General features: G+C 72.8%; 20 protein-coding genes. 8 read left to right on the plus strand and 12 right to left on the minus strand.

The features are described from left to right. Positions 1-57: 57 nt before the first annotated feature. From RM812_RS11095 to RM812_RS11105, 3 genes are all read right to left on the minus strand, one after another. Positions 58-1,443, minus strand: coding sequence for an amidohydrolase (locus RM812_RS11095; protein ID WP_311572279.1), 1,386 nt, complete (start codon positions 1,441-1,443; stop codon positions 58-60). A 52-nt stretch (positions 1,444-1,495) separates the two neighbouring features. Next, positions 1,496-3,388, minus strand: a complete 1,893-nt coding sequence (locus RM812_RS11100; protein WP_311572280.1) for an FUSC family protein — start codon at positions 3,386-3,388, stop codon at positions 1,496-1,498. Between the two features lie 277 nt (positions 3,389-3,665). Then, the gene (locus RM812_RS11105) at positions 3,666-4,442 is read right to left on the minus strand and encodes a nucleotidyltransferase domain-containing protein (protein WP_311572281.1); all 777 of its coding nucleotides are present in this window, start codon (positions 4,440-4,442) and stop codon (positions 3,666-3,668) included. Between the two features lie 149 nt (positions 4,443-4,591). Between RM812_RS11105 and RM812_RS11110 the strand changes: the two genes are divergently transcribed. After that, positions 4,592-5,029 carry a RidA family protein gene (locus RM812_RS11110; RefSeq protein ID WP_311572282.1) on the plus strand — a complete coding sequence of 146 codons (438 nt, stop codon included), beginning with the start codon at positions 4,592-4,594 and terminating at the stop codon, positions 5,027-5,029. After that, a complete protein-coding gene (locus RM812_RS11115) occupies positions 5,026-5,502 on the plus strand; it encodes a GNAT family N-acetyltransferase (protein WP_311572283.1) in 477 nt (158 codons plus the stop codon). The genes RM812_RS11110 and RM812_RS11115 overlap by 4 nt, the downstream gene beginning before the upstream one ends. Positions 5,503-5,618: 116 nt before the next feature. On the opposite strand, the gene RM812_RS11120 is transcribed toward RM812_RS11115, so the two are convergent. Next, complete coding sequence (locus tag RM812_RS11120; RefSeq protein ID WP_311572284.1) at positions 5,619-6,332, minus strand: uracil-DNA glycosylase; 714 nt, start codon at positions 6,330-6,332, stop codon at positions 5,619-5,621. Positions 6,333-6,512: 180 nt separating this feature from the next. Between RM812_RS11120 and RM812_RS11125 the strand changes: the two genes are divergently transcribed. Further along, positions 6,513-7,064, plus strand: a complete 552-nt coding sequence (locus RM812_RS11125) for an RNA-binding S4 domain-containing protein (RefSeq protein WP_311572285.1) — start codon at positions 6,513-6,515, stop codon at positions 7,062-7,064. 40 nt (positions 7,065-7,104) lie between these two features. Here RM812_RS11125 and RM812_RS11130 read toward each other — a convergent pair whose 3' ends face one another. Both RM812_RS11130 and RM812_RS11135 read right to left on the minus strand, forming a co-directional pair. After that, positions 7,105-7,572 carry a DoxX family protein gene (locus tag RM812_RS11130; RefSeq protein WP_311572286.1) on the minus strand — a complete coding sequence of 156 codons (468 nt, stop codon included), beginning with the start codon at positions 7,570-7,572 and terminating at the stop codon, positions 7,105-7,107. A gap of 113 nt (positions 7,573-7,685) precedes the next feature. Next, positions 7,686-8,366: a class I SAM-dependent methyltransferase gene (locus RM812_RS11135; protein ID WP_311572287.1), complete on the minus strand. Its 681-nt coding sequence runs from the start codon at positions 8,364-8,366 to the stop codon at positions 7,686-7,688. 152 nt (positions 8,367-8,518) lie between these two features. On the opposite strand from RM812_RS11135, the gene RM812_RS11140 reads away from it, so the two are divergent. Continuing rightward, entirely contained in the window at positions 8,519-8,776 is a 258-nt protein-coding gene (locus RM812_RS11140) for a DUF6343 family protein (RefSeq protein ID WP_311572288.1), read from the plus strand. Positions 8,777-8,846: 70 nt separating this feature from the next. Here RM812_RS11140 and RM812_RS11145 read toward each other — a convergent pair whose 3' ends face one another. The 4 genes from RM812_RS11145 to rpsA form a co-directional block, all read right to left on the minus strand. Next, entirely contained in the window at positions 8,847-9,227 is a 381-nt protein-coding gene (locus tag RM812_RS11145; RefSeq protein WP_311572289.1) for a tetratricopeptide repeat protein, read from the minus strand. A gap of 90 nt (positions 9,228-9,317) precedes the next feature. Next, entirely contained in the window at positions 9,318-9,923 is a 606-nt protein-coding gene (gene coaE, locus RM812_RS11150; RefSeq protein WP_311572290.1) for a dephospho-CoA kinase, read from the minus strand. Between the two features lie 58 nt (positions 9,924-9,981). Then, positions 9,982-10,920 carry a PAC2 family protein gene (locus RM812_RS11155; RefSeq protein ID WP_311572291.1) on the minus strand — a complete coding sequence of 313 codons (939 nt, stop codon included), beginning with the start codon at positions 10,918-10,920 and terminating at the stop codon, positions 9,982-9,984. Positions 10,921-11,108: 188 nt separating this feature from the next. Beyond that, the gene (rpsA, locus tag RM812_RS11160; RefSeq protein ID WP_311572292.1) at positions 11,109-12,608 is read right to left on the minus strand and encodes a 30S ribosomal protein S1; all 1,500 of its coding nucleotides are present in this window, start codon (positions 12,606-12,608) and stop codon (positions 11,109-11,111) included. Between the two features lie 317 nt (positions 12,609-12,925). On the opposite strand from rpsA, the gene RM812_RS11165 reads away from it, so the two are divergent. Both RM812_RS11165 and hrpB read left to right on the plus strand, forming a co-directional pair. Continuing rightward, positions 12,926-13,807 carry a class I SAM-dependent methyltransferase gene (locus tag RM812_RS11165; RefSeq protein WP_311572293.1) on the plus strand — a complete coding sequence of 294 codons (882 nt, stop codon included), beginning with the start codon at positions 12,926-12,928 and terminating at the stop codon, positions 13,805-13,807. 79 nt (positions 13,808-13,886) lie between these two features. Continuing rightward, complete coding sequence (gene hrpB / locus RM812_RS11170) at positions 13,887-16,427, plus strand: ATP-dependent helicase HrpB (protein ID WP_311572294.1); 2,541 nt, start codon at positions 13,887-13,889, stop codon at positions 16,425-16,427. Between the two features lie 85 nt (positions 16,428-16,512). On the opposite strand, the gene RM812_RS11175 is transcribed toward hrpB, so the two are convergent. After that, positions 16,513-18,273 (minus strand): lytic transglycosylase domain-containing protein, encoded by a 1,761-nt coding sequence (locus RM812_RS11175; RefSeq protein ID WP_311572295.1) that lies wholly within the window; start codon positions 18,271-18,273, stop codon positions 16,513-16,515. A 240-nt stretch (positions 18,274-18,513) separates the two neighbouring features. Between RM812_RS11175 and RM812_RS11180 the strand changes: the two genes are divergently transcribed. Next, positions 18,514-19,368: a DUF4184 family protein gene (locus RM812_RS11180; RefSeq protein WP_311572296.1), complete on the plus strand. Its 855-nt coding sequence runs from the start codon at positions 18,514-18,516 to the stop codon at positions 19,366-19,368. 768 nt (positions 19,369-20,136) lie between these two features. Here the strand turns inward: RM812_RS11180 and polA are convergent. Beyond that, a complete protein-coding gene (polA, locus tag RM812_RS11185; RefSeq protein ID WP_311572297.1) occupies positions 20,137-22,863 on the minus strand; it encodes a DNA polymerase I in 2,727 nt (908 codons plus the stop codon). Between the two features lie 209 nt (positions 22,864-23,072). Between polA and RM812_RS11190 the strand changes: the two genes are divergently transcribed. Next, the gene (locus tag RM812_RS11190; RefSeq protein ID WP_311572298.1) at positions 23,073-25,352 is read left to right on the plus strand and encodes an FdhF/YdeP family oxidoreductase; all 2,280 of its coding nucleotides are present in this window, start codon (positions 23,073-23,075) and stop codon (positions 25,350-25,352) included. Positions 25,353-25,399: the final 47 nt, after the last annotated feature.

The raw sequence follows: 25,399 nt of genomic DNA on the forward strand, positions 1-25,399 counted from the left end.
TCGCGGCTCGCCAAGATTCTTTCGGGCAGGCGCCGGCAAGCCGCTGACCTCGGTTTCTCAGGTGTCGTACTCCTGGACGCGGCGACCGTGGCCGCGGTCGGTCAGGGCCGGCAGCCGCTCCGTCAGTTCCCGCACCACCGCGGGAACGTCGAGGGTGAGCAGCTCGCGGTCCCGCATGAGGACCCGCCCGTCGACGATCGTCGTGCGCACGTCGGCGGAGCGGGCGCTGTGCACGAGGGTGGCGGCGAGATCGTGCACGGGCTGGGTGTGCGGGCCGCTGAGGTCGACGAGGACGAGGTCGGCCCGACGTCCCGGCGCGATGCGGCCGACGGTGCCGCCGAGCCCGACGGCTCGGGCGCTCTGCAGTGTCGCGTGGTGGAGGGCCTGGCGGGAGGTCAGCCAGCGGGGGTCGCCCTCGGAGGACTTCTGGATCAGGGACGTGAGCGCCATCGTCTCCCACACGTCGAGGGAGTTGTTGGAGGCGGCACCGTCCGTGGCGAGCCCCACGGGGACGCCGATGTCGCGCAGGGCGCGCACGGGTGTGGTGGTGGGCCAGGCGAACTTGAGGTAGCCGCGGGGCGCGGTCGCCACCGCCGTACGGCCGCCCGCGCGCGCGAGGAGCGGCAGGTCGCGCTCGACGATGCCGGTGCCGTGCGCGATGAGCACGTCGGTCTCGAGGATGCCGGTGCGCTCCAGGACCTCGATCGGGGTGACCCCGTGCCGGGCCAGGCTGGTGTCGGTCTGGTCGCGGTTCTCTGCGGCGTGGAGGTGCACGGGCAGACCGTGGGCGTGGGCGAGTTCGGCGGTCGCGGCGAGGTCGGCGTCGGTCACGGTGTAGGGAGCGTGCGGGGCGAGGGCGGTCGTGACGCGGCCGTCGGCGACGTCCCGGTGCCGCAACGCGAACTCCAGTGACCTCTCGCGGCCTTCGGAGCCCTGCGAGGAGAAGTACGCCTGCCCCAGCAGTGCGCGCATCCCGCATTCCGCGACGACGGCGGCGACGGCGTCCATGGCGAAGTAGTGGTCCGCGAAACAGGTCACGCCCGCGCGGATCATCTCGGCGCAGGCGAGCCGGGCCCCCAGTTCCACGTCGCGTTCGGTGAGGTTGGACTCGACGGGCCAGACGACGTCGTTGAACCACTCGTCGGTGGGCAGGTCCTCGGCGAGGCCCCGCAGGGCGACCATCGGCGCGTGGGTGTGGCAGTTGATCAGACCGGGGAGGGCGAGCTGACCACGGGCGTCGATGCGATGGACGGCGGTGAGGCCGACGACCGCGGCGGCGGTCGTCACGGAGTCGACGACTCCGTCGCGTACGACGACGGCCGCGTCCTCCTCGAAGCCGATCCGTTCCCGGTCGTCGTGCACGAGGACGGTGCAGCCGGTAATGACGAGATCTGCGGGCTTCTCACGCACATCGGTGGGCTTCCCACGGGAAGAAGGCGTCATCACGCCAACGTACGGCGCCGGCGGCGGGGTGGGTGCGACCCGAACGGGACGCTCACCCGGCGAGCGGCAGTCGGCGGGGCCGGCGCACCCCCACGCGCCCCCGCCGCTCGCCCAGTTCGTCCCGCAGCCCGGCGAGCCGCTCGGTGTGGCGGGGCGTGAGCCGGCCGGTGTCGTCGAGATGCACGGCGCACGCGGTGACGGTGTCGACGAGCCGTTCGAGGACGGCGGCGAACTCGTCCGCGCCCGCGGAGTGCCGGGCGAGGGGTGGCAGCTCGGCGGCGGCGAGTGCGACGGCGGCGCGGGCCTCGGCGAGCGCGCGGTAGGCCTCGCGGCGCAGTGTCCACCGGGTGGCGCGGTCGTCGGACTCGCTCAGTACGTGGGCGAGGTAGGCGTGCGCGGCGGCGTCCGCGGCCCCGATCCGGGCACGGACCGCACCACCGCGCTGCCCCGGCACCGGCAGATGCCCGACGACCAGGACGATCGCGCAGGCCAGCAGCGTCTCCCCGATGCGGCTGACGGAGGCCTGCGGTTCGCCGCCGACCATGACCAGGGCCAGGACGAGGACGGTGACGACGGCGGTCTGGGCGGCGAAGTGCCGCGCGGCGACGGGCACCAGGGCACCGCAGACGGCGACGAGCGCGACGAGCCCCTCCGGCCGGGGCAGCACGGCGGCGAACCCGGCGAAGACGAGCGCCCCGAGGACGGTGCCGGCCGCCCGGCACAGCACCCGGGACACGAGCGGGCCGAGGTCGGGCTTGACCAGGAAGACGGCGGTGGCGGGCAGCCAGTACCAGTGCGGGTGCGATCCGTACCAGTGCCCGTGGTGCAGCACCTGGGCGACGGCGGCACTGGCCCCGAAGCACAGGCCGACACGTAGCCCGTACTCCCGTCCGCCGGCGCCGAGGGCGGTGCGTGCCAGGGACCCGAGCGACCGCCTGCGGGTGTGCAGGTCCCGGCCCCTGCCCCGGTCGAAGGCCTCGGCGGCGTGCAGGAGGGCGTCGTCCAGGGCGCGCAGGGCGGGGTCGGTGCGGCTGGGTGCGGGCAGCGGACCGGTGTGGGTGTTGCCGCGGACGGCCGCGGCGAGTCGCCGGGGGCCCTCGGCGGCTCGCGCGGGCACGGTCTGCTCGGCCCAGGCGAGCGCGGTCGCGGCCTCGCCGAGAGGCAGGGCGGCGGCGTACTGGGCGTGCAGTCGCCGTTCGGCCGCGGACGAGGCGTAGCGCCGCAGCCGAGGTCCGGCGAGCGCGTCCTGCGCGTGGTCGAGGGCGGCGGTGAGCGCGGCCCGGCGGGCCACGGCCTGCTCCGTACCGACCGCGTCCAGGAGCGCGGCGACGGCGTCGTAGACGTCCGCGACGGCGGCCCGCTCCCCGTCGAAGCGGAAGTCGAGGCGGGAGTCGCCGACGGGGGACCCGGGCGTGGGCAGGGCCAGCCGCAGCGTGAGCAGCCACCCGGCGCCGGCGAGGAAGGCCAGCACGCTCTGCCACCCGGGGTCGGGCAGCGGCATCCCGGCCCCCACGGCGCCGCCGACCAGCAACTGCGTCCCGGCCCCCGACGCCACGGTCCCGACGGCGCTGATGCCTCCCGCGACCAGCCCGAGCACGGTCAGCAGCAGGGTCAGCGGCACGGCTGCCAGGTGCTGCCCGGCGTACGTCCCGACGAGCAGCCCGGCCGCTCCGGCGAGCGCCGGAACGCCGATCCGCCGCACGGAGGTACGGCGACTGCCGGGCCGGTCGTTGAATCCGGCCAGCATGGCGGCGATCGCGGCGACGACCCCGAGGGAGGCCCGGCCGGCGAGCACCGCGGCCAGCAGCAGCGGCCCACCGGCCAGCGCACCCCGCGTGACCGCGGGCCAGGGCACGGGCCCGCGCTGGGCCCGCAGGGCATGGGCGAGCCACGGCGGAAGCGCGAGGGCGACGGGGCGGGCGGTGCTACGGCTGGCGCGGGACACGAGGCGCGGGCTCCTGTCGTCTCGTCGAGGGCGGGGGCGAGCCTTCGGGCGACGGTGGCCGGGCTGTGACGCATTGCGGGGGTCGTCACGCAATGCGGGCGGTCGTTACCTGTTGCGTGCGGTCGTTACGTGTTGCGTGGATCGTGTTGCGTGGTGTCCACGGTAACGCGTGGCCTTTGAAGAAAGAGGACGGGCGTGTTTCGGGGAGGTGACGTCCGCCCGGAACCGCGCGTTCTTTATGAACGCAACCGATCCGTCCCCACCCGTCGTGGCCGTCCTAGCCTGCCCTCACCCCCTCCACCGCCGCCCGCAGGAGCGCCTCGGCGTCCGTGACCGATCGCGCCAGGTCCTCGGGCCGGGGCGTCAGGTGCGCCAGAAGCCCGTCCACCCCGTCCAGTCCGGCCCGTTGGACGACGCCCTTCTCATTGGTGACCCACTCCCCCCGTGCCGCCAGTACCGCGTGCGCCGTCTGCGTGGTGGCGAGGGCGATCGCGCCCGCGACCTGGGTGACGGCGCCCTTGGGGGCATGACCGGCCTTGGCGTAGGCGAGGGTGGCGGTGGCCGCGCCGTACCAGTGCTCGGGGGCGGTGCGGCGCAGGGCCTCCGGGTAGGCGGGGCGGGGCAGTTCGCCGCGCAGTACCTCGTTGATCGCGAGCTCCGCGACCACCAGGTACGTCGGGATGCCCGCCAGGTGGAACATCAGCGGCTCGACGCCGAAGCGTCCCGCCCCTGCCTCCGCGACCTGGTGCTCGACCACGTCGAGGTCGCGGTAGTGCACGTCGACCCGGCGTTCGTCGATCGTCAGCCAGGCGCCCCCGTTGAAGACACCACCGCCCCACTCGCCGAGCTCGGAGACCTCCCCCGCCCAGCCGAGGGCCCGAAGGTCGGCCGGGTCGAAGGCGCCCCGGTAGTAGATCGCCAGGTCCCAGTCGCTGTCCGGCCCGTGGGTGCCCTGGGCCCGGGAGCCGCCGAGGGTGACCGCACGGACGGTGGGCAGGGCGGCGAGCCGGTCGGCGGTCGTGTCGAGGAAGGTCTGGTCCGTGAGGGAGGGCACTGCTTCGGGCTCCTGACGGTAGGGGGAGGGCTGGAGGTTGCCGGAAGCCTAGGCGGCCGGTCTGCGGGCCGCGAGGGAAAATCGGATGCGCAGGAGCCCCGGAGAACGGACGATCGGGAGGTTGCCCCGTCGTCGCACCAGGAGCCCACGTGATTCAGCGCGTCACCGTCCCCGGTCTGTTCCCGCCGCCCGTCTACTCCCACGCCTCCGTCGTCGAGGCCGGGGCCAGGCTCGCCTTCCTGGCCGGGTCCGTCCCGCTCGACGCGGAGGGGAAGCTGGTCGGTGAGGGTGATCCGGTCCGTCAGGCCGAGCAGGTGATCGCGAACCTCACCGAGCAGTTGCGCGCTGTCGGCAGCGAGTTGAGGCACGTCCTGACGACCGATGTGTACGTCGTCAGCGACGAGACCGCCACGCTGTCCGCCGTCTGGGACGTCGTCGAGGCGTCCGGTCTCAGTACCGGCCCGCATTCCTCGACGCTGCTCGGGGTGAGTTGCCTCGGATACCCGGGACAGCTCGTGGAGATCACGGCGACGGCGGTCGTGCCGGACGACGCGCCCGCGGACGTGGCGCGGGAGACGGGTGCGTGAGCCGGTCGGACACCGAGTCGGTTCTGCTGCGCCGCGCGACGGCGACGGACGCCCGAGCGGCGGCCGACGTCTGGCTGCGTTCCTTCGCCGCCGCGCTGCCCACGGTCGTCAGGCCCCACTCCGACGACGAGGTGCGGGACTATTTCCGCCACGTGGTGGTGCCCCTGCGGGAGACATGGGTGGCGGAGACGCCGGGCGGCGAGGTCGTCGGCGTCATGGTGCTGGAGGGCGAGGAGCTGTCGCAGCTGTACCTCGCCCCCGGCCGGCGCGGACGCGGGATCGGTGACCGGTTCGTCGCACTGGCGAAGGAACGCCGCGCCGAGGGACTCTCGCTGTGGACCTTCCAGGTCAACGCGCCCGCGCGCCGCTTCTACGAGCGGCACGGTTTCACAGCCGTGGAGTGGACGGACGGCGCCCGGAACGAGGAGCGGGAGCCGGACGTGCGGTACGTGTGGCTGCCCCAGGTGTACTGACCCGCGGCGTTGTTCACGCGGATGACGGGTGGCCGGCCGCCGAGTGCGGTGCGGCAGCGGCGCATGCCGTGGTCCCCTCGACGACGTGGATGTCACACCGCTCTTCTCATGGCACTTCACGCCGTGTGCAGCCCCGCCGCCTCGGCCGCCGTGCGCAGTACCTCCCGGAGCATCTCGGGGGTGAGCCGGCCGGTGAACGTGTTGCGCTGGCTGACGTGGAAGCAGCCGAAGAGGTCCAGGCCGGGCTCGTCGGGGGCCTCCAGCGTGACGCGACCGCCGTGCGCGAAGGCGGGCCGGGGCCGGGGCACGGTCCAGCCCGCCGCGGCGAACGCGGGCAGCGCGGCCTGCCAGCCGAAGGCTCCGAGTACGACCACGGCGCGGAGCGTCGGCCGCAGCAGGCCCAGCTCCTGGACCAGCCAGGGCCGACAGGTGTCCCTTTCGGTGGGGGTGGGCTTGTTGGCGGGCGGGGCGCAGTGCACCGGCGAGGTGACGCGCACGCCGTACAGCTCCAGGCCGTCGTCGGCGCGGACCGCGGTGGGCTGCGACGCCAGGCCCACGTCGTACAGCGCCTGGTACAGCACGTCTCCGGAGCGGTCGCCGGTGAACATCCGGCCGGTGCGGTTGCCGCCGTGGGCCGCGGGGGCGAGCCCGACGATCAGCAGACGCGCGTCCGGCGGGCCGAAGCCCGGCACCGGCCGGCCCCAGTACGTCCAGTCGGCGAACGCGGCCCGCTTCGTCCGGGCCACCTCCTCCCGCCAGTCGACCAGCCGCGGACAGGCCCGGCACCCCGCGATCCGCTGGTCGAGTACGGAGAGGCCACCGGTGTCCATGCCTCCACCGTAAGACCTTCCCCGGTGCGTGAGGGAATGCGGAACCACCGAGCCCTCCGGCGCGCGTACCTGAGCTCCTGGTCTCCTTCCCTCTCCGGTTTCCCCCCTCCAGTTCCCCCTCCGGGAGGGGCCGCGGAAATTGCTGCCTCTGTCTCCGGTCGGGGCGGTTAAGGTCGAACCATGGCTTCCGAGCATGACGAAGGCAGGAGCGGCGGGGTGGCCGCCCCACAGGACGGCACCGCTGCCGAGCCCCAGGCCCCGGACCCGAAGACCGCCGCCGCGATCACCGCCGCCGAGGCGGCCGGGCCGCAGAACGGTGAGAGCGTCCGCGTCGACAGCTGGATCTGGGCCGTACGCCTCATCAAGACCCGCTCCCTCGGCGCGACCGCCTGCCGGGGCGGCCACGTCCGGGTGAACGGCGAGCGCGTGAAGCCCGCCCACTCCCTGCGCGTCGGCGACGAAGTGCGCCTTCGGCACGAGGGCAGGGAACGGGTCGTCGTCGTGAAGCGCCTGATCCGCAAGCGCGTCGGTGCCCCGATCGCCGCCCAGTGCTACATCGACAACTCTCCGCCGCCCCCGCCCCGCGAGGCCGTCGCCCCGGCCGGCATCCGCGACCGCGGCGCCGGCCGCCCGACCAAGCGCGACCGCCGCGAGCTGCAACGCCTGCGCGGGCTGGAGGGCCTGAGCCGCTCCCGGAAGGACGCCGAGATGAGCCCTGACAGCAGGCCATGACGCCAGGCCCCGGCAGCGGGCACCCACTCCCCGCGGGTGGTCAGGCGTGCCGGCCTCGTACCCGTCGGAGCAGCTCCTCGTTGTGCCTCCGACGGGCCCGGGCGATGAGCAGGAGCGGCACCATCAGGATGAGCGGCGTCACCGCGTTCTCACCGTCGAAGTAGGTGAGCTGGATGACGAACGCGCCCGCCATCAGCGCGCTCAACGCCGTAGCCGCCGCCGACTGCAGGACCGGGATCAGCAGGGCGACCGCCCCGGCCAGTTCCAGGACGCCGATGGCGTACATCCCCGCGTCGCCCCAGCCCATCTCGGCGAAGGTGTCGGACGCCGAGGAGTGCGCGATCAGTTTGGGCAGGGCGCTCGCGACGGCGAAGAACAGCGCGAGGACCACCTGCACCGTGCGCAGGGCGATCCGGGCACCCCGCCCACGGGTCGGCGTCGCGGCGGCCGTGGAAGCCGTGGAGGCGACGGAAGCCCTGGGTGCGGTGGAAGCGGCGGTCTCGGACATGGGGATCTCCTGGGTCGCGCGGCCCGTGATGCTGTCGGGAAGGCAGACCGCTCGTCGGCCCGGAACTCATCGCCGGATCCCCTGATCGGCCGAGGAATGCCCGGCCGGGCCCTCTAGGCCACCGGAATCGCTCTCACCCACGTCCCGTCATCGGTCAGATACCGGTCCACCCGCAGCCCCGCCTCCCCCAGCGCCTCCTCGAACTGCTCCTTGGTCAGCGGCCGCGCCCGGAAGGTCTGCGTCCAGGCCGCGTCCGGGAACTCGTACTCCGCGCGCACCGAGTTGACGCCGTCCCCGACCGGCTCCGCCGACACGATCCGGACGGTGAAGCCGCTGGGGTCCACCCGCTCACGCGGCACGTTCGTGTGGTAGTCCTCGCCCTCCCGCTGGATCAGTACACATCCGTCCGCCGCGACGTGCCGGGCGCAGGTGCTGAGCAGCCCGCGCCGCACCTCGAGGTCCGCGGTGTGCACGAGGAACGACGCGAGCATCACCACGTCGTAGCTCTCGCCCAGGTCGAGGTCCTCGATCGGGCTGCATATCGTCCGTGCCCCGCGCACGTGCTCCAGCATCTCGGCGGACTCGTCCACCGCCGTGACGGCGAACCCCCGCTCCAGCAGCGGATGGGTCATGCGCCCCACCCCACTGCCGAGCTCCAGGATGCGCGCGCCCTCGGGCGCGGCAGCGGCGACGATGTCCGGCTCGGCTCCGGCGGGCAGCCGTGAGTAGAGCTCGACCGCGCAACCGTCCGGGGTGATGGCCCCGGGTCCTGTCCCCTGGTGTCCCTCTCGCATTTTCCGCTCCATGCCCGTCCAACGGGCCGCTCCCGCACGCCCGTTCCCACCCCGCCTTGGTTCACCCGACCGAGTGACGGCTCGGGCGGTGGCACGGCTCGTTTCACCCTCGCGGTCTCCTGGAGTACGTTTTTCACAGGAGTGATGATCCGATGCGTACCGGCAGTGAACCGGCCACCGCGCGCAGTGCCCTGCGGGCGCGGTTCTGGCTGAGCCTGTGGGGACTGGCCTGGGCGATCTTCGGAACGGCGGCCTTCGCGCTCATCGGGCGACCCGGCTGGGCGGCCGCGTGCGGGATGCTGTGGCTCGTCGCCACGGTCGATCTGGCGGTGATCCTCCGGCACATCCACCAGGGTCCGCACTACCAGCCCGGCCCGAGCGTCCCGCCGTACCGGCCGCCGAAGGCCTGAGACCTGGGCCGCGCACCCGCACCCGCCCCACCCCCAACGCCCGCGTCCGCGTCCGCGTCCGCCACGACGATCAGGAGTCGAACCGCGCCTGCTGCAGATACTCCGGGTTCGGGTCCAGAGCCGCCGCCAGCCGGAAGTGGCGCCGGGCCTGGTCGGGACACCCTCGGCGCTCATACGTACGGGCGAGTGCGAAGTGCGCGAACGCGTTGTCCGGCTCGCGCTCCAGGACGATGGTGAACTCCAGCTCCGCCGGACGCAGCTGCGCCGCCGCGAAGAAGGCACGCGCGCGCAGCAGCCGCGCGGCGGTGTTCTCCGGGTGCGCGGCTATGACGCCGTCGAGCAGCTTCACCGCGCCCCGCGGGTCCCGCGCCGCGAGCAGTTGCTCGGCGGCGCGGAAGTCGATGACATCCGTCTCCGGAGTACGTCCGGTCGAACCGCTGGTGTCGGGCACGGCAGAGTCCTTCCCTCAATGAAAGGGATCAACGCGCACGCCAGGGCCGCTATTCCTGGGCCGACCGGGGCGCACGGTGCGGGAAGGCGCTCAGCGCGGCGCGTGCGCCCTGCGGCTCAGCTCGGCCCACACCTCTTTCACCCGGCGCCGCAGCTCGTCCAGCGGCACGTCGTTGTCGATGACCACGTCCGCGATCCGCCGGCGCTGCTCGCGCGAGGCCTGGGCGGCCATGCGCGCGCGTGCGTCCTGCTCGGTCATGCCGCGCAGCCGTACCAGCCGGTCGAGCTGGGTGGCAGGGGCGACGTCCACGACGATCACGACGTCGTACAGGGGTGCCAGGCCGTTCTCGGTGAGCAACGGGACGTCGTGGACGACGACGGCGTCCTCGGCGGCGGCCTCTTCGAGAGCGCGGGACCGGGCGCCGACCAAGGGGTGCACGATCGCGTTCAGCGCGGCGAGCTTCTCCGGGTCGGCGAACACGATCGAACCGAGCTTCGGCCGGTCCAGGCCACCGTCCTCGGTGAGCACCTCCGCGCCGAACGCCTCGACGACCTCGGCGAGCCCCCGGGTTCCCGGCTCGACGACCTCGCGCGCGACCCGGTCCGCGTCGATCAGTACGGCGCCGCACTCGACGAGCAGACGCGACACCTCGCTCTTGCCGGCGCCGATCCCGCCGGTCAGACCCACCTTCAGCATGACCGGAAGCCTAGGCCCTGGAGGTGCCGGGGAGGTCGGCAGGGCGGCCGGGAGGACGTCAGACGTCGCCCTCCCGCTCCGCCAGGAACCGTTCGAACTCACGGCCGATCTCGTCCGCGGACGGGATCTCGACGGGCTCGGCGAGCATGTTGCCCCGGGTCTCCGCGCCGGCTGCGGCGTCGTACTGGTGCTCCAGGCCCTGGACGAGGGCGGTGAGTTCCTCGTCGCCCTCCTGGATCTGCCGGTCGATCTCCGTCTGCGTGCGGTGGGCTTCCGTGCGCAGGGAGTGCGCGATGCCCGGCAGGACCAGGCCGGTCGCCGCGGTGATCGCCTCCAGGGCGGTCAGCGCCGCGTCCGGGTACGGGGAGCGCGCGATGTAGTGCGGGACGTGCGCGGCGACGCCCAGCACCTCGTGACCGGCCTGCATGAGCCGGTACTCCACGAGCGCCTCGGCGCTGCCCGGGACCTGCGCCTCCTCGAAGGGGCTGCGGTGGCCCGGCACGAGGTCGGTACGGGTGCCGTGCGGGGTGATGCCGACGGGGCGGGTGTGCGGGACGCCCATGGGGATGCCGTGGAAGGCCACCGACAGGCGCACACCCAGCCGCTCCACGATCTGCCGCACGGCCGCGGCGAAGCGCTCCCACTCGACATCCGGTTCGGGGCCCGACAGCAGCAGGAAGGGCGCCCCGGTGGCGTCCTGGACGAGCCGCACCTCGAGGGTGGGCTCTTCGTAGTCCGTCCAGGTGTCGCGCTTGAAGGTCAGCAGTGGCCGGCGCGCGCGGTAGTCCACGAGCCGGTCGTGGTCGAAGCGGGCGACGACCTGGTGGGGCAGCGAGTCGAGCACCTGGTCGACGATCTGGTCGCCGGTCTCACCGGCGTCGATGTATCCGTCGAAGTGGTAGAGCATGACCAGTCCGGCCGACTCCTGGGCCAGTGCCATGTCGACGACGGCCAGTCCCTTCGGCTCCCATTCGTACAAGCCCTGCGGATCAAGCACAGTGACCGCTCCCCTCCTCGAGTTCGTAGGGGACAACGCGGTTTCCGGCCCGGGCATTCCCGTGTGCGGGCCCGATCAGGGCTTTCCGCGGCGCTGGTGAACGCGCCGAGGGCCCGCACCCCGGAAGGGGTGCGGGCCCTCGGTCTCACGAGCTATCGCTCGATGAGGAGCTTGCGCTCAGCGCGCGGTCAGCTCTGGCCGCCGGCCAGCTTCTCGCGCAGCGCGGCCAGCGCCTCGTCCGACGCCAGGGCGCCGGAGTTGTCGCCACCCTCGGAGGAGTACGAGCCGCCACCGGACGCGGCCGGAGCCGCACCCGCGGTGTCGGCACCCTCGGCAGCGGCCTTCTCGTCCGCCTCGCGGGACTTGATGACCTGCGCCTGGTGCTGCTCGAAGCGCTGCTGCGCCTCGGCGTACTGGGTCTCCCAGGCCTCGCGCTGGGTCTCGTAGCCCTCGAGCCAGTCGTTGGTCTCGGGGTCGAAGCCCTCGGGGTAGATGTAGTTGCCCTGGTCGTCGTAGGACGCGGCCATGCCGTACAGGGTCGGGTCGAACTCGACCGCCGACGGGTCGGCACCGAAGGCCTCGTTGGCCTGCTTCAGCGAGAGGCTGATGCGGCGGCGCTCGAGGTCGATGTCGATGACCTTGACGAAGATCTCGTCGTTGACCTGGACGACCTGCTCCGGGATCTCCACGTGGCGCTCGGCCAGCTCGGAGATGTGGACCAGACCCTCGATGCCCTCGTCCACGCGGACGAACGCACCGAACGGCACCAGCTTCGTGACCTTGCCGGGCACGACCTGGCCGATCTGGTGGGTGCGGGCGAACTGCTGCCACGGGTCTTCCTGGGTCGCCTTCAGCGACAGGGAGACACGCTCGCGGTCCATGTCGACGTCGAGGACCTCGACGGTGACCTCCTGGCCGACCTCGACAACCTCAGAGGGGTGGTCGATGTGCTTCCAGGACAGCTCGGAGACGTGGACCAGACCGTCGACGCCACCCAGGTCCACGAAGGCACCGAAGTTGACGATCGAGGAGACGACGCCGGAACGGACCTGACCCTTCTGGAGGGTCGTGAGGAACGTCTGGCGGACCTCGGACTGGGTCTGCTCCAGCCAGGCACGGCGGGACAGGACCACGTTGTTGCGGTTCTTGTCCAGCTCGATGATCTTGGCCTCGAGCTCCTTGCCCACGTAGGGCTGGAGGTCGCGAACACGGCGCATCTCGACCAGGGAGGCCGGGAGGAAGCCGCGGAGGCCGATGTCGAGGATGAGACCACCCTTGACGACCTCGATGACGGTACCGGTGACGATCCCGTCCTCTTCCTTGATCTTCTCGATGGTGCCCCAGGCACGCTCGTACTGGGCGCGCTTCTTCGAGAGGATCAGGCGGCCTTCCTTGTCCTCCTTCTGGAGAACAAGGGCCTCGATCTCGTCACCGACGGCGACGACCTCGTTGGGGTCGACGTCGTGCTTGATCGAGAGCTCGCGGCTCGGGATAACGCCTTCGGTCTTGTAACCGATGTCGAGCAGGACCTCGTCCCGGTCGACCTTCACGATGACGCCGTCGACGATGTCGCCGTCGTTGAAGTACTTGATCGTCTCGTCGATCGCGGCGAGGAAGGCTTCCTCGTTACCGATGTCGTTGACCGCTACCTGCGGGGTGGTGGCGGTGGTCTCGGTGCTGCTCGTCATGTGGGAAAGGGCTCCGGTACGGACATTGAAGTCGTAGGTACTGCTTGCGCCGGGAGCCCGTTTCGCTCTGCAGAAGCCGGACAGCCAAGGAAGCGTCACCGAAAACCGCTGGTGGCGCCTCGAAAACCGAGGGGACATACAACAGATGCGAGCGCGACCTGCTACGTCTGAGGTGCGCAGGCCCGCAGCGCAACTTGTAGCATACGGGGACGGCCGGGCAGGGTCAATGCGCGAAGCCGCACACCCGGGGCGGATCCTCGCATACCCGGCACAAAAGCCGTCTCCCGAGGCCACGCGGACCCCCGGACGTCCCGTGCGTGACACGCGGGGTGGGCGGCACGGAAGAGCCGCAGACTAGTACGAGGGAGCCGGTCATCCAAGAGCCCGTAACGTCCGAAGCAGAGGGAGCCGAACCCGAGGCCACCCGGCGCGCCGCCGGTGTCACCGAGAGTTCCCGCGCCAACCGCGGCTGGTGGGACCGGAACGCGGACGAGTACCAGACCGAGCACGGCACCTTCCTCGGCGACGACCGCTTCGTGTGGTGTCCCGAGGGCCTGGACGAGGTGGAGGCCGAGCTGCTCGGCCCGCCGGAGGACCTGAAGGGCAAGGACGTCCTGGAGATCGGCGCCGGCGCCGCCCAGTGCTCACGCTGGCTGACCGCCCAGGGCGCCCGTCCGGTGGCCCTGGACCTCTCGCACCGCCAGCTCCAGCACGCGCTGCGCATCGGCTCCTCCTTCCCCCTGGTCTGTGCCGACGCGGCCGTGCTGCCGTTCGCGGACGCCTCCTTCGACCTGGCGTGCTCCGCGTACGGGGCGCTGCCGTTCGTCGCCGACCCGCGGCTGGTGCTGCGCGAGGTGCGCCGGGTGCTGCGGCCCGGGGGCCGCTTCGTCTTCTCGGTCACGCACCCGCTGCGCTGGGCGTTCCCGGACGAGCCGGGCCCCGAGGGACTGTCGGTGGCCGCCTCGTACTTCGACCGCACCCCCTACGTCGAGCAGGACGACGAGGGCCGCGCGGTGTACGTCGAGCACCACAGGACGCTCGGCGACCGCGTCCGGGACGTCGTGACGTCGGGGTTCCGGCTGGTCGACCTGGTGGAACCGGAGTGGCCGGAGTGGAACACCTCCGAGTGGGGCGGCTGGTCGCCCCTGCGGGGGCATCTGATCCCGGGTACGGCGATCTTCGTGTGCGAGCGCGACTGAGCCGCTCCCCCTGTGCACGCGCGTCCCTGCGCGCACGCGCGCGTGGAGCGTGGTTTCCCCGTCGTACGACACTGGGGGCGTGATCCGTTACGACGCCCTGGCCGCACTGCCCGTACGCGGTGCCCTGCCCGCTCTGCACGACGCCCTGGAGGGGCACGGCACCGCGGTGCTGGTCGCGCCGCCCGGCACCGGCAAGACGACGCTGGTACCGCTCGCGCTGGCCGGGCTGCTGGGCGAGGGCCCCGCGCGGCGCGTGGTCGTGGCCGAGCCGCGGCGGATCGCGGCGCGGGCCGCGGCCCGGCGGATGGCGTGGCTGCTGGGCGAGAAGCCCGGCGCGAGCGTCGGGTACACCGTGCGCGGTGAGCGGGTCGTCGGGCGGCACACGCGCGTGGAGGTCGTCACCACCGGTGTGCTGTTGCAGCGGCTGCAGCGGGACCAGGAACTGACGGGCGTCGACGTGGCGGTGCTCGACGAGTGCCACGAGCGGCATCTGGACGCGGACACGACGGCGGCGTTCCTGTGGGACGTACGGCAGGCGCTGCGGCCGGAGCTGCGTCTGGTGGCCGCGTCGGCGACGACCGACGCGGAGGGCTGGGCCCGGCTGCTGGGCGGGGCGCCGGTCATCGAGGCGCGGGGCGTGTCCTACCCCGTGGAGGTGGTGTGGGCACCGCCGGCACGGCCGGTACGGCCGCCGCACGGCATGCGGGTGGACCCGGCGCTGCTCGCGCACGTGGCGTCGGTGGTACGGAGGGCGCTGACCGAGCGGGACGGTGACGTGCTGTGTTTCCTGCCGGGTGTCGGGGAGATCTCCCGGGTCGCCGGGCAACTGGGGGCGCTCCGGGACGTCGACGTGCTCCAGGCGCACGGGCGGGCGCCGGCGGCCGTGCAGGACGCGGTGCTGTCGCCCGGGGCGCGGCGCCGGGTGGTGCTGGCGACCTCGGTGGCGGAATCCTCACTGACGGTTCCGGGCGTGCGCGTGGTCGTGGACGCGGGGCTGGCGCGGGAGCCGCGGGTCGACCACGCGCGCGGGCTGAGCGCCCTGACGACGGTGCGCGCCTCGCGGGCGGCTGCGCGGCAGCGTGCGGGGCGTGCCGGGCGCGAGGCACCGGGCACGGTGTACCGCTGCTGGGCGGAGGCGGAGGACGCCCGGCTGCCGCGGTTCCCGGCGCCGGAGATCAAGGTGGCCGATCTGACGGCGTTCGCGCTGCAGGCGGCCTGCTGGGGTGATCCGGACGCGTCCGGGTTGGCGCTGCTGGATCCGCCGCCGGGCGGGGCGATGGCTGCGGCCCGGTCGGTGCTGACGGCCGTGGGCGCGGTGGACCCCGCCGGACGGGCCACCGAACGGGGCGTACGGCTGGCGCGCCTGGGCCTGCATCCCCGGCTGGGGCGGGCGTTGCTCGACGCGGGGGGCTCGGGCACGGGGGCCTCGGGCACGGGGGTGGCGGGGGCGGGCGGCCCGGATGGCGTGGCCGAGGTGGTCGCTCTGCTCAGTGAGGAGCCGCCGCGGGAGTACGGGGACGACCTGGTGTCCGCCCTGCGGGCCGCCCGGCGCGGGGGCGACGCCTACGGGGCGCGGTGGCGGGCCGAGACGCGGCGGCTGCGGGCCACCCTGGGGGAGGGGGACGGCCGGCGGGCGCACGGCGTCCCCGAGGACAGCCTTGCCGGGCTGGTGGCCGCCCTGGCCTTTCCCGAGCGGGTGGCCAGGAAGGACGGCGGCTCGTACCTGATGGTCTCCGGCACCCGGGCGGAGCTTTCGGAGGCGTCGGCGCTGCGCGGGGCGCCCTGGATCGCCGTCGCCGTGGCCGACCGGCCCGTGGGGAAGGGGCACGCGCGCGTGCAGTTGGGGGCGGTCGTCGACGAGGCGACGGCGCGGCTCGCGGCGGGCGCGCTGCTGGCGGAGCGGGAGGAGGTGCACTGGGCCGACGGCGATGTCGTGGCCCGGCGCGTCGAACGGCTCGGCGCCGTGGAACTGGCGGTCCGGCCGCTCAGGGACGCCGACCCCGGTCTCGTACGGGGTGCGCTGTTGGAGGGGCTGCGGCAGGAGGGGTTCGGGCTGCTGCGCTGGTCGGCCGGGGCGGACGTGCTGCGCAAGCGGCTCGCCTTTCTGCGGTGGCATCTCGGCGAGCCCTGGCCGGACGTCCGCGACGACGCGCTGCACGCGCGCGTGGACGAGTGGCTGGAGCCCGAGCTGGGCCGGGCGCGGCGGCGGGCCGACCTGGCGCGGATCGACGCCGGGCAGGCGCTGGCACGACTGCTGCCCTGGGCCTCCGGTGAGGCGGCACGGCTCGACGAACTCGCCCCGGAGCGGATCGTCGTACCCAGTGGGTCCAGGATCCGGATCGACTACGACGACCCGGGGCAGCCGGTCCTCGCGGTGAAGGTGCAGGAGATGTTCGGGCTCCAGCGCTCCCCCGAGATCGCCGGGGTGCCGCTCCTCGTCCACCTCCTCTCCCCGGCCGGCCGCCCTGCCGCGGTCACCGCCGACCTGGCCTCCTTCTGGAAGGACGGCTACAAGGGCGTACGGGCCGAACTGCGGGGCCGGTACCCGAAGCATCCGTGGCCCGAGGACCCGGCCACGGCGGAGCCGACGCGGCACACCAAGGCCCGGCTCGGGAAATGACGAGAAAGTGACGAGGGGCGCCCCGCAGCCGCAGCTCGGGGCGACCCTCGGCCGATCCCGCAGGACATCGTGCGGGAAGGTGTGGCTACGCCTCGGGCTCGGTCGACGGCTTCGCCGCGGCCGCCACGTTCAGACGGACGTCGAGCGTGGCGCCACCCGCCGTCGTGAGGCGGAGCACGAACGTGCCGGTGGTGTCGTCCGCGTACAGCTCGGGCAGCTCCAGCAGGCCCTTGGCGTCGGTCTTCAGGCCGGTCAGGGTGCGGACGGCCTTGCCGTCGGTGTCCTTGAAGTAGGGGCCCTTGTCGTTCTCGGTCGGGTCGAGCACCGACTTGACGAGCGTGGCGGTGACGGCGACCTTGTCCGCCGCTGCTCCCTTGTGCGTGGCCTTGACCTGGACCCGGTCGGCGAACGCGCCGCCAGGGGTGCAGGTCAGGTCACCCTCGCCGGTGCGGGTGAGGGCGTCGGCGACGCGCTCGGTGACGGTGGCCTGGTAGGTGAGGCCGGCGACCATGCGGCCGGCGACGCTGGCACGGACCTTGAACTCGCCGGTCTTCTCGCCCGCGACCAGCGCCGGCGCGGTGGCCACGCCGGAGCTGTCGGTGAGGACCGTGGCGACCTTCTCGCCGCCGGTGAAGGTGGCGTCCGTGTCGCCGATGACGGTGAAGCGGATCCGCACCTTGGCGACGGCCTTTCCGGCCTTGGTCTCGGCGCGGGTGCTGATCCTCTTGGCGAACGTGTCGCCCGCGATCGCGGTGAGCCCCGTGGTGCCGGCGTCCTCCAGGTGGTGCACCGTGTCCGTGGGGGTCTCGGTGGTGGGCGGCGACTCCGGGTCGGACGGGTTGGGGATCGGGGAGCCGGTGCCGGGCGGGGAGGGCTCGGCGGGGGTGGTGGGCTTGCCGGGGCCAGTGGGCTTGCCCGGGTTCGGCTTCGGCGTGCCGGGGGCCTGGGACGTGGAGGACTGGCCGGGGCCGCGGGTACCCGGGGACGACGGGTTGGTCCCGCTCCCGCTGGTGCCGTTGTCGCTGCGGCCCACGGGCAGGGTGCCGGTGCCGTCCGGGATCTCGTGGCTGCCCTTGCGGTAGTGCTCCAGCCACGACAGGACCGTGGCCAGGTAGTCCGACGAGTTGTTGTAGCTGAGGATCGCCTTCCTGAGGTCCGCGTCGGTGGACAGGTCCCAGTCGAAGCGGCACAGGTAGTTGCCGGCGGCGAGCGCGGCGTCGTAGACGTTGTTGGGGTCTTCCTTGCCGTCGCCGTTGCCGTCGCGGCCCGCCCACGCCCAGGTGGACGGGATGAACTGCATGGGGCCGACGGCGTTGTCGTAGGTGCTGTTTCCGTCGTAGACGCCGTTGTCCGTGTCCTTGATGAGCGCGAAGCCGTTGCCGTCGAGCTGCGGGCCGATGATCCGGCCGATGGTGGTGCCGTTGGCGTCGACGCGACCGCCGCGGGCCTGGCCCGACTCCACCTTGCCGATGGCGGCGAGGAGTTGCCACGGCAGGTTGCAGCCGGGCTTGGACTGGCGCAGGGCCGACTCGGCCTTCTTGTAGGCGTCGAGCACGGTCGCGGGGATGCCGGCCTCGGCGGGGCCCTGGGTGACGGGGGTGCCGATGGTCGGCGCGGGGCTCGGGCTGTTGAGCGGTGGCAGGTCCGTGTAGTACGGCGAGTTGCCGGTGGCGCTCTCCTCTGCGGGCGTGTCGGACGTCGGCACGTTGTCGGCGGCGGTCTGTCTGCCGTTCGCGTCGGCCGTCACGTCGGGAGCCTGGGACGCGGACAGGGCCGCGACGGCGACCGCCGCCACGGTGGTGGTGAGCGCCCCCTTGCGGAGCCTCCGGCCGAATTGCGCCGCCATAGAGTGAACCCCTCCCTGCGGACGCCCGCGCGTCCGTCTCCGTCTGTCCTCGGCTGTCTCGCCCGTTGTACCCGCCCTGTTGTGACGATCGGTTCGCGCCGAGGGTTGCACCGCAACTCTCCGCGGGCGATGTTCGTCTGTTCGACCAGTACGGTGCCGCAGGCGACCCTACGACAACTTGCTTTGCACGGGGACCCGTTCGTGCCCGATATTCACCACTTGGCCATATGAGGAGTTCCTTTGCCGTTCACCCTGAGTCATGCGGCCGCCGTGCTGCCCGCCGTGCGCGGTGACGGGAGCGGTCGGGGACGGCTGGTGCCGGCCGCGCTGGTGGCGGGCTCCTTCTCGCCCGACGTGACCTATTACGCGGCGAGTTTCCTGTCCGGGGCGATGGAGTTCGGGGACGTCACGCACTCCTTCCCGGGCGTGTTCACCATCGATGTGCTCATCGCCTGGGTGCTGGTGGGGCTGTGGCTGCTGGCCCGTGAGCCGCTGGTCGCCCTGCTGCCGCGGGCCCGGCAGGGACGCGCCGCCGCCCTGCTGCGCTGCGGGGTGCCACACGCGCGTGTGCGGCCGTCGTTGGTGGCGTGGTGGTACGTGTCGGCGGTGCTGGGCACGCTGACGCACGTGGTGTGGGACGCGTTCACGCACCTCGACCGCTGGGGAATGCGGGTGTTCCCCGTCCTCGGCCGGGAGATCGCGGGTTCGCCGCTCTACTGGTACCTCCAGTACGGCGGTTCCGCGGTGGCCGCGGTCGTGATCGTCGTGTTCCTCGCGCGTGCGCTGCGCCGGGTACCCCGGGCCGAGCCGCTGGACGTGCCGGTCCTCTCGGCACGGGACCGATGGTGGGCCGGGACGGTCCTCGGCGGCTGCGCGGTGGCCGGGGCGGTGCGGCGGGCGACCCGGTGGTGGGACCACTGGGGGGACACCGCGAAGCCCTGGGAGCTGATCCCGACGGTGTGCTTCGGCGCGGGCGCGGGGCTCGTTCCGGCGCTGCTGGTGTACGCCCTGGGGGTCAGGGTGTGGCGTCCGGCCCCGGTCCCCACGAGCCCGGAAGGCGTCGGTGCGGAGCCGGGCCGCCGGGTCGCGCACTGACGGTGTCGGCGCTCGCGACGAACACGGTGAAGATGTGTGCGGGCCGTGTCCGCGGCAGAAGGGTGAGGGCGAGCGCCAGGTAGCCGCGGGCCAGGTCGGCCCACAGGAGCCAGGCGGACGTCTCGTGCGGGGTCGCGGTGGCCGGGTCGCGGTGGGCGAGTGCGCGGCGGAGGTCTGCCGCGGTGCGGCGCAGGGCCGCCGCGAGAGTGGCGGGGATGCGTCCGGTACTTGCGCCCGGCGCGACGACCGGGACCGTGGGGAGTGGCACGCGGGCGGGTCCGTCTGTGCTTGCCCGTGCCGGTGTGGTCCGGTGATGGAGCATGCGTATACCCATGCCCGCATCCTCACGGGATACGCGGGCGGAGGCGTGTTCGCGGGGGCCACCTGAGTGACTGACCCTGCGGGGCGGGCGGGCGTGGATACCGGGGTGGCGTGCTCCGTTCCCCAGCGCGGGGTTCGCGTCTCCCCGCCCCGCACCTCGACGGGAACAGGGCAGGAGCCCAGCCCTCCCGGCACACCCCACAGCCCTCACCGGACGAGAAAAGGCGCACAGGCAAACGGCCGCGACGCGCGTGGCGCGCCCCTACCCCCGACCCGGCGCCCACGGCACCTCGCCCCGCACCTCGACGGGAACAGGGCAGGAGCCCAGCCGTCGCCGCCCTCGGTGAACCGGCCCAGTGACAGCGCCGGCGCCCTCGCAGGGGCGAGTGCGGCGCGAGTCGGGGAACTCGTGCCGCTCGCAGGCACCGTACCGTCGGCCGCCGGAGGCTAGTGCGCCGCCGACTCCCAGTCCGGGCCCGCGCCCACCGAGACGCCCAGGGGGACCCTGAGCTGGACGGCGCCCGCCATTTCGCGGCGGACCAGTTCCTCCGCCGCCGCACGCTCGCCGGGGGCGATCTCCAGGACGATTTCGTCGTGGACCTGGAGGAGCATGCGGGACTTGAGGCCGGCCTCGCGCAGCGCCTTGTCCACATTGAGCATGGCGATCTTGACGATGTCGGCCGCCGTGCCCTGGATCGGGGCGTTCAGTGCCATGCGCTCGGCCGCCTCGCGGCGCTGGCGGTTGTCGCTGTTGAGGTCGGGGAGGTAGCGGCGGCGGCCGAAGAGCGTCGCCGTGTAGCCCGTCGCCCGCGCCTCGTCGACGACCCGGCGCAGATAGTCCCGGACGCCGCCGAACCGCTCGAAGTAGGCGTCCATCAGGCCACGGGCCTCCGCCGCCTCGATGTTGAGCTGCTGGGAGAGGCCGAAGGCCGACAGGCCGTACGCCAGCCCGTAGGACATGGCCTTGATCTTGCGGCGCATCTCCGCGTCGACCGCGGACTGCTCGACGGAGAAGACCTGCGCGGCGGCGGTGGTGTGCAGGTCCTCGCCGGAGGTGAACGCCTCGATCAGGCCCGCGTCCTCGGACAGGTGCGCCATCACCCGCAGCTCGATCTGGCTGTAGTCGGCCGTCATCAGGGACTCGAAGCCCTCGCCGACGACGAACCCGCGGCGGATCGCACGGCCCTCGTCGGTCCGGACCGGGATGTTCTGCAGGTTCGGGTCCGTGGACGAGAGGCGGCCGGTCGCGGCGACCGTCTGGTTGAACGTGGTGTGGATGCGGCCGTCCGCGGCGATCGTCTTGATCAGGCCCTCCACCGTGACGCGCAGCTTGGCCTGCTCGCGGTGGCGGAGCATGATCACCGGCAGTTCGTTGTCGGTCTGGGCGGCGAGCCAGGCCAGGGCGTCGGCGTCGGTGGTGTACCCGGTCTTGGTCTTCTTGGTCTTCGGCAGGTTCAGCTCGCCGAAGAGGACTTCCTGGAGCTGCTTGGGCGAGCCGAGGTTGAACTCGCGTCCGGCCGCCGCGTGCGCCTCCTTCACCGCCTGCTGCACGGCGCCCGCGAACATCTGCTCCATGGCCTGGAGGTGTTCCCGGTCGGCCGCGATGCCGTGCCGCTCCATGCGGGCCAGCAGAGCGGACGTGGGCAGTTCCATGTCGCGCAGCAGGTCCGCGGCACCCACGTCCGCCAGACGGCCCTCGAAGGCCTCGCCCAGGTCGAGGATCGCGCGGGCCTGCACCATCAGCGCCTCGGCCTCGGCACCGTCGTCCGCGCCGAAGGCCAGCTGCCCGTCGGCCGCGGCGGCGGGGGCCAGCTCCCGGTGCAGGTACTCCAGGGAGAGCGCGTCCAGGTCGAAGGAGCGGCGGCCGGGCTTGACCAGGTAGGCGGCGAGTGCGGTGTCCATGCCCACACCGGCGACGCTCCAGCCGTGCTCGGCGAAGACCCGCATCGCGCCCTTGGCGTTGTGGAAGACCTTCGGCCGGTCCGGGTCGGAGAGCCAGGTCCGCAGCGCCGTCTCGTCGGCCTCGTCGATCTCCGTCGGGTCGAACCAGGCGGCCTTCCCGTCGGATGCGGCGAGCGCGACCTCGGCGACCGAGCCGGTGCCCAGCGCCCAGGTGTCGACCGTGGCGACGCCGAGCGGCCGCGTGCCGTGCTCGCTGAGCCAGCCGGCCAGCTCGCCCGTGCCCAGCACCGTGCCGTCCAGCTCCACGCCGTCCGCCACCACCGGAGTCGCCTCGGCCTCCTCGCCGCCGGGGTCGACGGCGTAGAGCCGCTCGCGCAGCGAGGGGTTGCGGATCTCCAGGGTGTCCAGGATCACCGCGACGCCCTTGCGGTCGTACGCCGTCCGCTCCAGGTCGGTGACCGTCTTCGGCAGCTCGACCTGCCGCTCCAGCTCGGTGAGCCGGCGGTTGAGCTTGACGGACTCCAGGTGGTCGCGCAGGTTCTGCCCGGCCTTGCCCTTGACCTCGTCGACGCGCTCGACCAGCTCCGCGAACGAACCGAACTGGTTGATCCACTTCGCGGCCGTCTTCTCGCCGACGCCCGGGATGCCCGGCAGGTTGTCGGACGGGTCGCCGCGCAGGGCCGCGAAGTCGGGGTACTGGGCGGGGGTCAGCCCGTACTTCTCGACGACCTTCTCCGGCGTGAAGCGGGTCAGCTCGGAAACGCCCTTGGTCGGATACAGGACCGTGGTGTGGTCGCTGACCAGCTGGAAGGAGTCCCGGTCGCCGGTGACGATCAGCACCTCGAAGCCCTCGGCCTCGGCCTGCGTGGCGAGCGTGGCGATGACGTCGTCCGCCTCGAAGCCCTCGACGGCGAAGCGGGTGACATGCATGGCGTCGAGCAGCTCGCCGATCAGCTCGACCTGACCCTTGAACTCGTCCGGGGTCTTGGAGCGGTTCGCCTTGTACTCGGTGAACTCCTGGGACCGCCAGGTCTTGCGGGAGACGTCGAAAGCGACCGCGAAGTGCGTGGGCGCCTCGTCACGCAGCGTGTTGGCCAGCATCGAGGCGAAGCCGTAGATCGCATTGGTCGGCTGGCCCGTCGCGGTCGTGAAGTTCTCCGCGGGCAGCGCGAAGAACGCGCGGTACGCCAGTGAGTGCCCGTCCATGAGCATCAGGCGCGGACGGCCGCCGCCGGAGGTGTTGTCGGTCTTCTTCGCTGCTGTCTCTGCCACGTCCCCGATCCTGCCACGGACCACTGACACTCGGCCCCGCCCTCGGTCGGCCGGGCCGGTACCGGCCCGGTCACCCGGCGTCACGGGCCGCCCGGTTGCCGGGCGCAGGCATCGCCCACGGTCTCCGCCACCCGCCCGGCCCCGGCGATGTCAGCGGGGCGTGCGAGGATCGGAGACGTACCTCACACGCGTAAGCGAAGGAGCGCGCGATGGCCACCAAGCCGCCCAAGGGTGATCCGGTTCAGGACGCGCCGCAGGTCACCGAACCGCAGCATGCGGCGGCGGGCATCCCTGCCATCGGCCACACCCTGCGCGTCGCGCAGCGGCAGATGGGCGTGAAGCGGACCGCGCTGACGCTGCTGAGCGTCAACCAGAAGGACGGCTTCGACTGCCCGGGCTGCGCCTGGCCGGAGCCGGACCACCGGCACAAGGCGGAGTTCTGCGAGAACGGCGCGAAGGCGGTGGCCGAGGAGGCCACCCTGCGCCGCGTCACCCCGGAGTTCTTCGCGGCGCACTCCGTGGCCGACCTCGCGACGCGCAGCGGCTACTGGCTGGGCCAGCAGGGACGGCTCACGCACCCGGTGTACCTCCCCGAGGGCGGCGAGCACTACGAGCCGGTCACCTGGGAGCGCGCCTTCGACATCGTCGCGGAGGAGATCGCCTCCCTGGACTCGCCCGACGAGGCCGTCTTCTACACCTCCGGGCGCACCAGCAACGAGGCCGCGTTCCTCTACCAGCTCTTCGCGCGCGAGCTCGGCACCAACAACCTGCCGGACTGCTCCAACATGTGCCACGAGTCGTCCGGCTCGGCCCTGTCCGAGACCATCGGCGTCGGCAAGGGCAGCGTCCTGCTGGAGGACCTCTACGAGTCCGACCTGATCATCGTGGCCGGCCAGAACCCGGGCACCAACCACCCGCGCATGCTCTCCGCCCTGGAGCGGGCCAAGGCGAACGGCGCGCGGATCATCAGCGTCAATCCGCTGCCCGAGGCCGGCCTGGAGCGCTTCAAGAACCCGCAGACCGCCAAGGGGCTCACCTCGGGCGCCGCGCTCACCGACCTGTTCCTGCAGATCCGCCTCGGCGGCGACCAGGCCCTGTTCCGGCTCCTCAACAAGCTGATCCTCCAGACCGAGGGCGCGGTCGACGAGGCCTTCGTCGAGGAACACACGCACGGCTACGAGGAGTTCGCCGAGGCCGCCCGCGCGGCCGACTGGGACGAGACCCTCGCGGCGACCGGTCTCACCCGCGCGGAGATCGAGGAAGCGCTGCGCATGGTGCTCGCCTCCAAGCGCACCATCGTGTGCTGGGCGATGGGCCTGACCCAGCACAAGCACTCGGTACCCACCATCCGCGAGGTCGTCAACTTCCTGCTCCTGCGCGGCAACATCGGCCGCCCCGGCGCGGGCGTCTGCCCGGTCCGCGGCCACTCCAACGTCCAGGGCGACCGCACGATGGGTATCTTCGAGCGCCCCGCGCCCGCCTTCCTCGACGCCTTGGAGAAGGAGTTCGGCTTCGCCCCGCCGCGCGAGCACGGCTACGACGTCGTACGGGCCATCCGCGCGCTGCGCGACGGCGAGGCCAAGGTCTTCTTCGCCATGGGCGGCAACTTCGTCTCCGCCTCCCCCGACACGGAGGTCACCGAGGCGGCCATGCGCCGCGCCCGCCTCACCGTCCACGTCTCGACGAAGCTGAACCGTTCGCACGCCGTCACGGGCGCGCGTGCGCTCGTCCTCCCGACCCTCGGCCGTACCGAACGCGATCTCCAGGACGGCGGAGAGCAGTTCGTGACCGTCGAGGACTCGATGGGCATGGTGCACGCCTCCCGGGGCCGGCTGGAGCCCGCGAGCGCGCACCTGCTGTCCGAGCCGGCGATCGTGTGCCGCCTGGCCCGCCGGGTGCTCGGCGCGGACAGCAAGGTGCCGTGGGAGGAGTTCGAGAAGGACTACGCCGCGATCCGCGACCGCATCGGGCGCGTGATTCCGGGCTTCGAGGACTTCAACGCGCGCGTGGCGCACCCCGGCGGCTTCGCCCTCCCCCACGCCCCGCGAGACGAGCGCCGCTTCCCGACGGCCACCGGCAAGGCCAACTTCACCGCCGCGCCGGTCGAGTACCCGGAGCTGCCCGAGGGGCGGCTGCTGCTCCAGACGCTGCGCTCGCACGACCAGTACAACACCACGATCTACGGCCTGGACGACCGCTACCGGGGCATCCGGAACGGCCGCCGGGTCGTCCTGGTCAACCCGGAGGACGCCCGGAGGCTCGACGTGCGGGACGGCTCGTACGTCGACCTGGTCAGCGAGTGGAGGGACGGGGTCGAGCGGCGGGCGCCCGGTTTCCGTGTCGTGCACTACCCGACGGCCCGGGGCTGCGCGGCGGCGTACTACCCGGAAACCAACGTCCTGGTGCCGCTGGACGCCACCGCGGACACCAGCAACACCCCGGCCAGCAAGTCCGTCGTCGTCCGTCTGGAACAATCGGCGACCGACTGAGCGTTTGCTCAGCCGAGCCGACAGGCGATCAGACAGACGCATCGGAA

Origin of the sequence: Streptomyces lancefieldiae (assembly GCF_031845825.1) — a bacterium.
GTDB classification, from domain to species: Bacteria; Actinomycetota; Actinomycetes; order Streptomycetales; family Streptomycetaceae; genus Streptomyces; species Streptomyces lancefieldiae.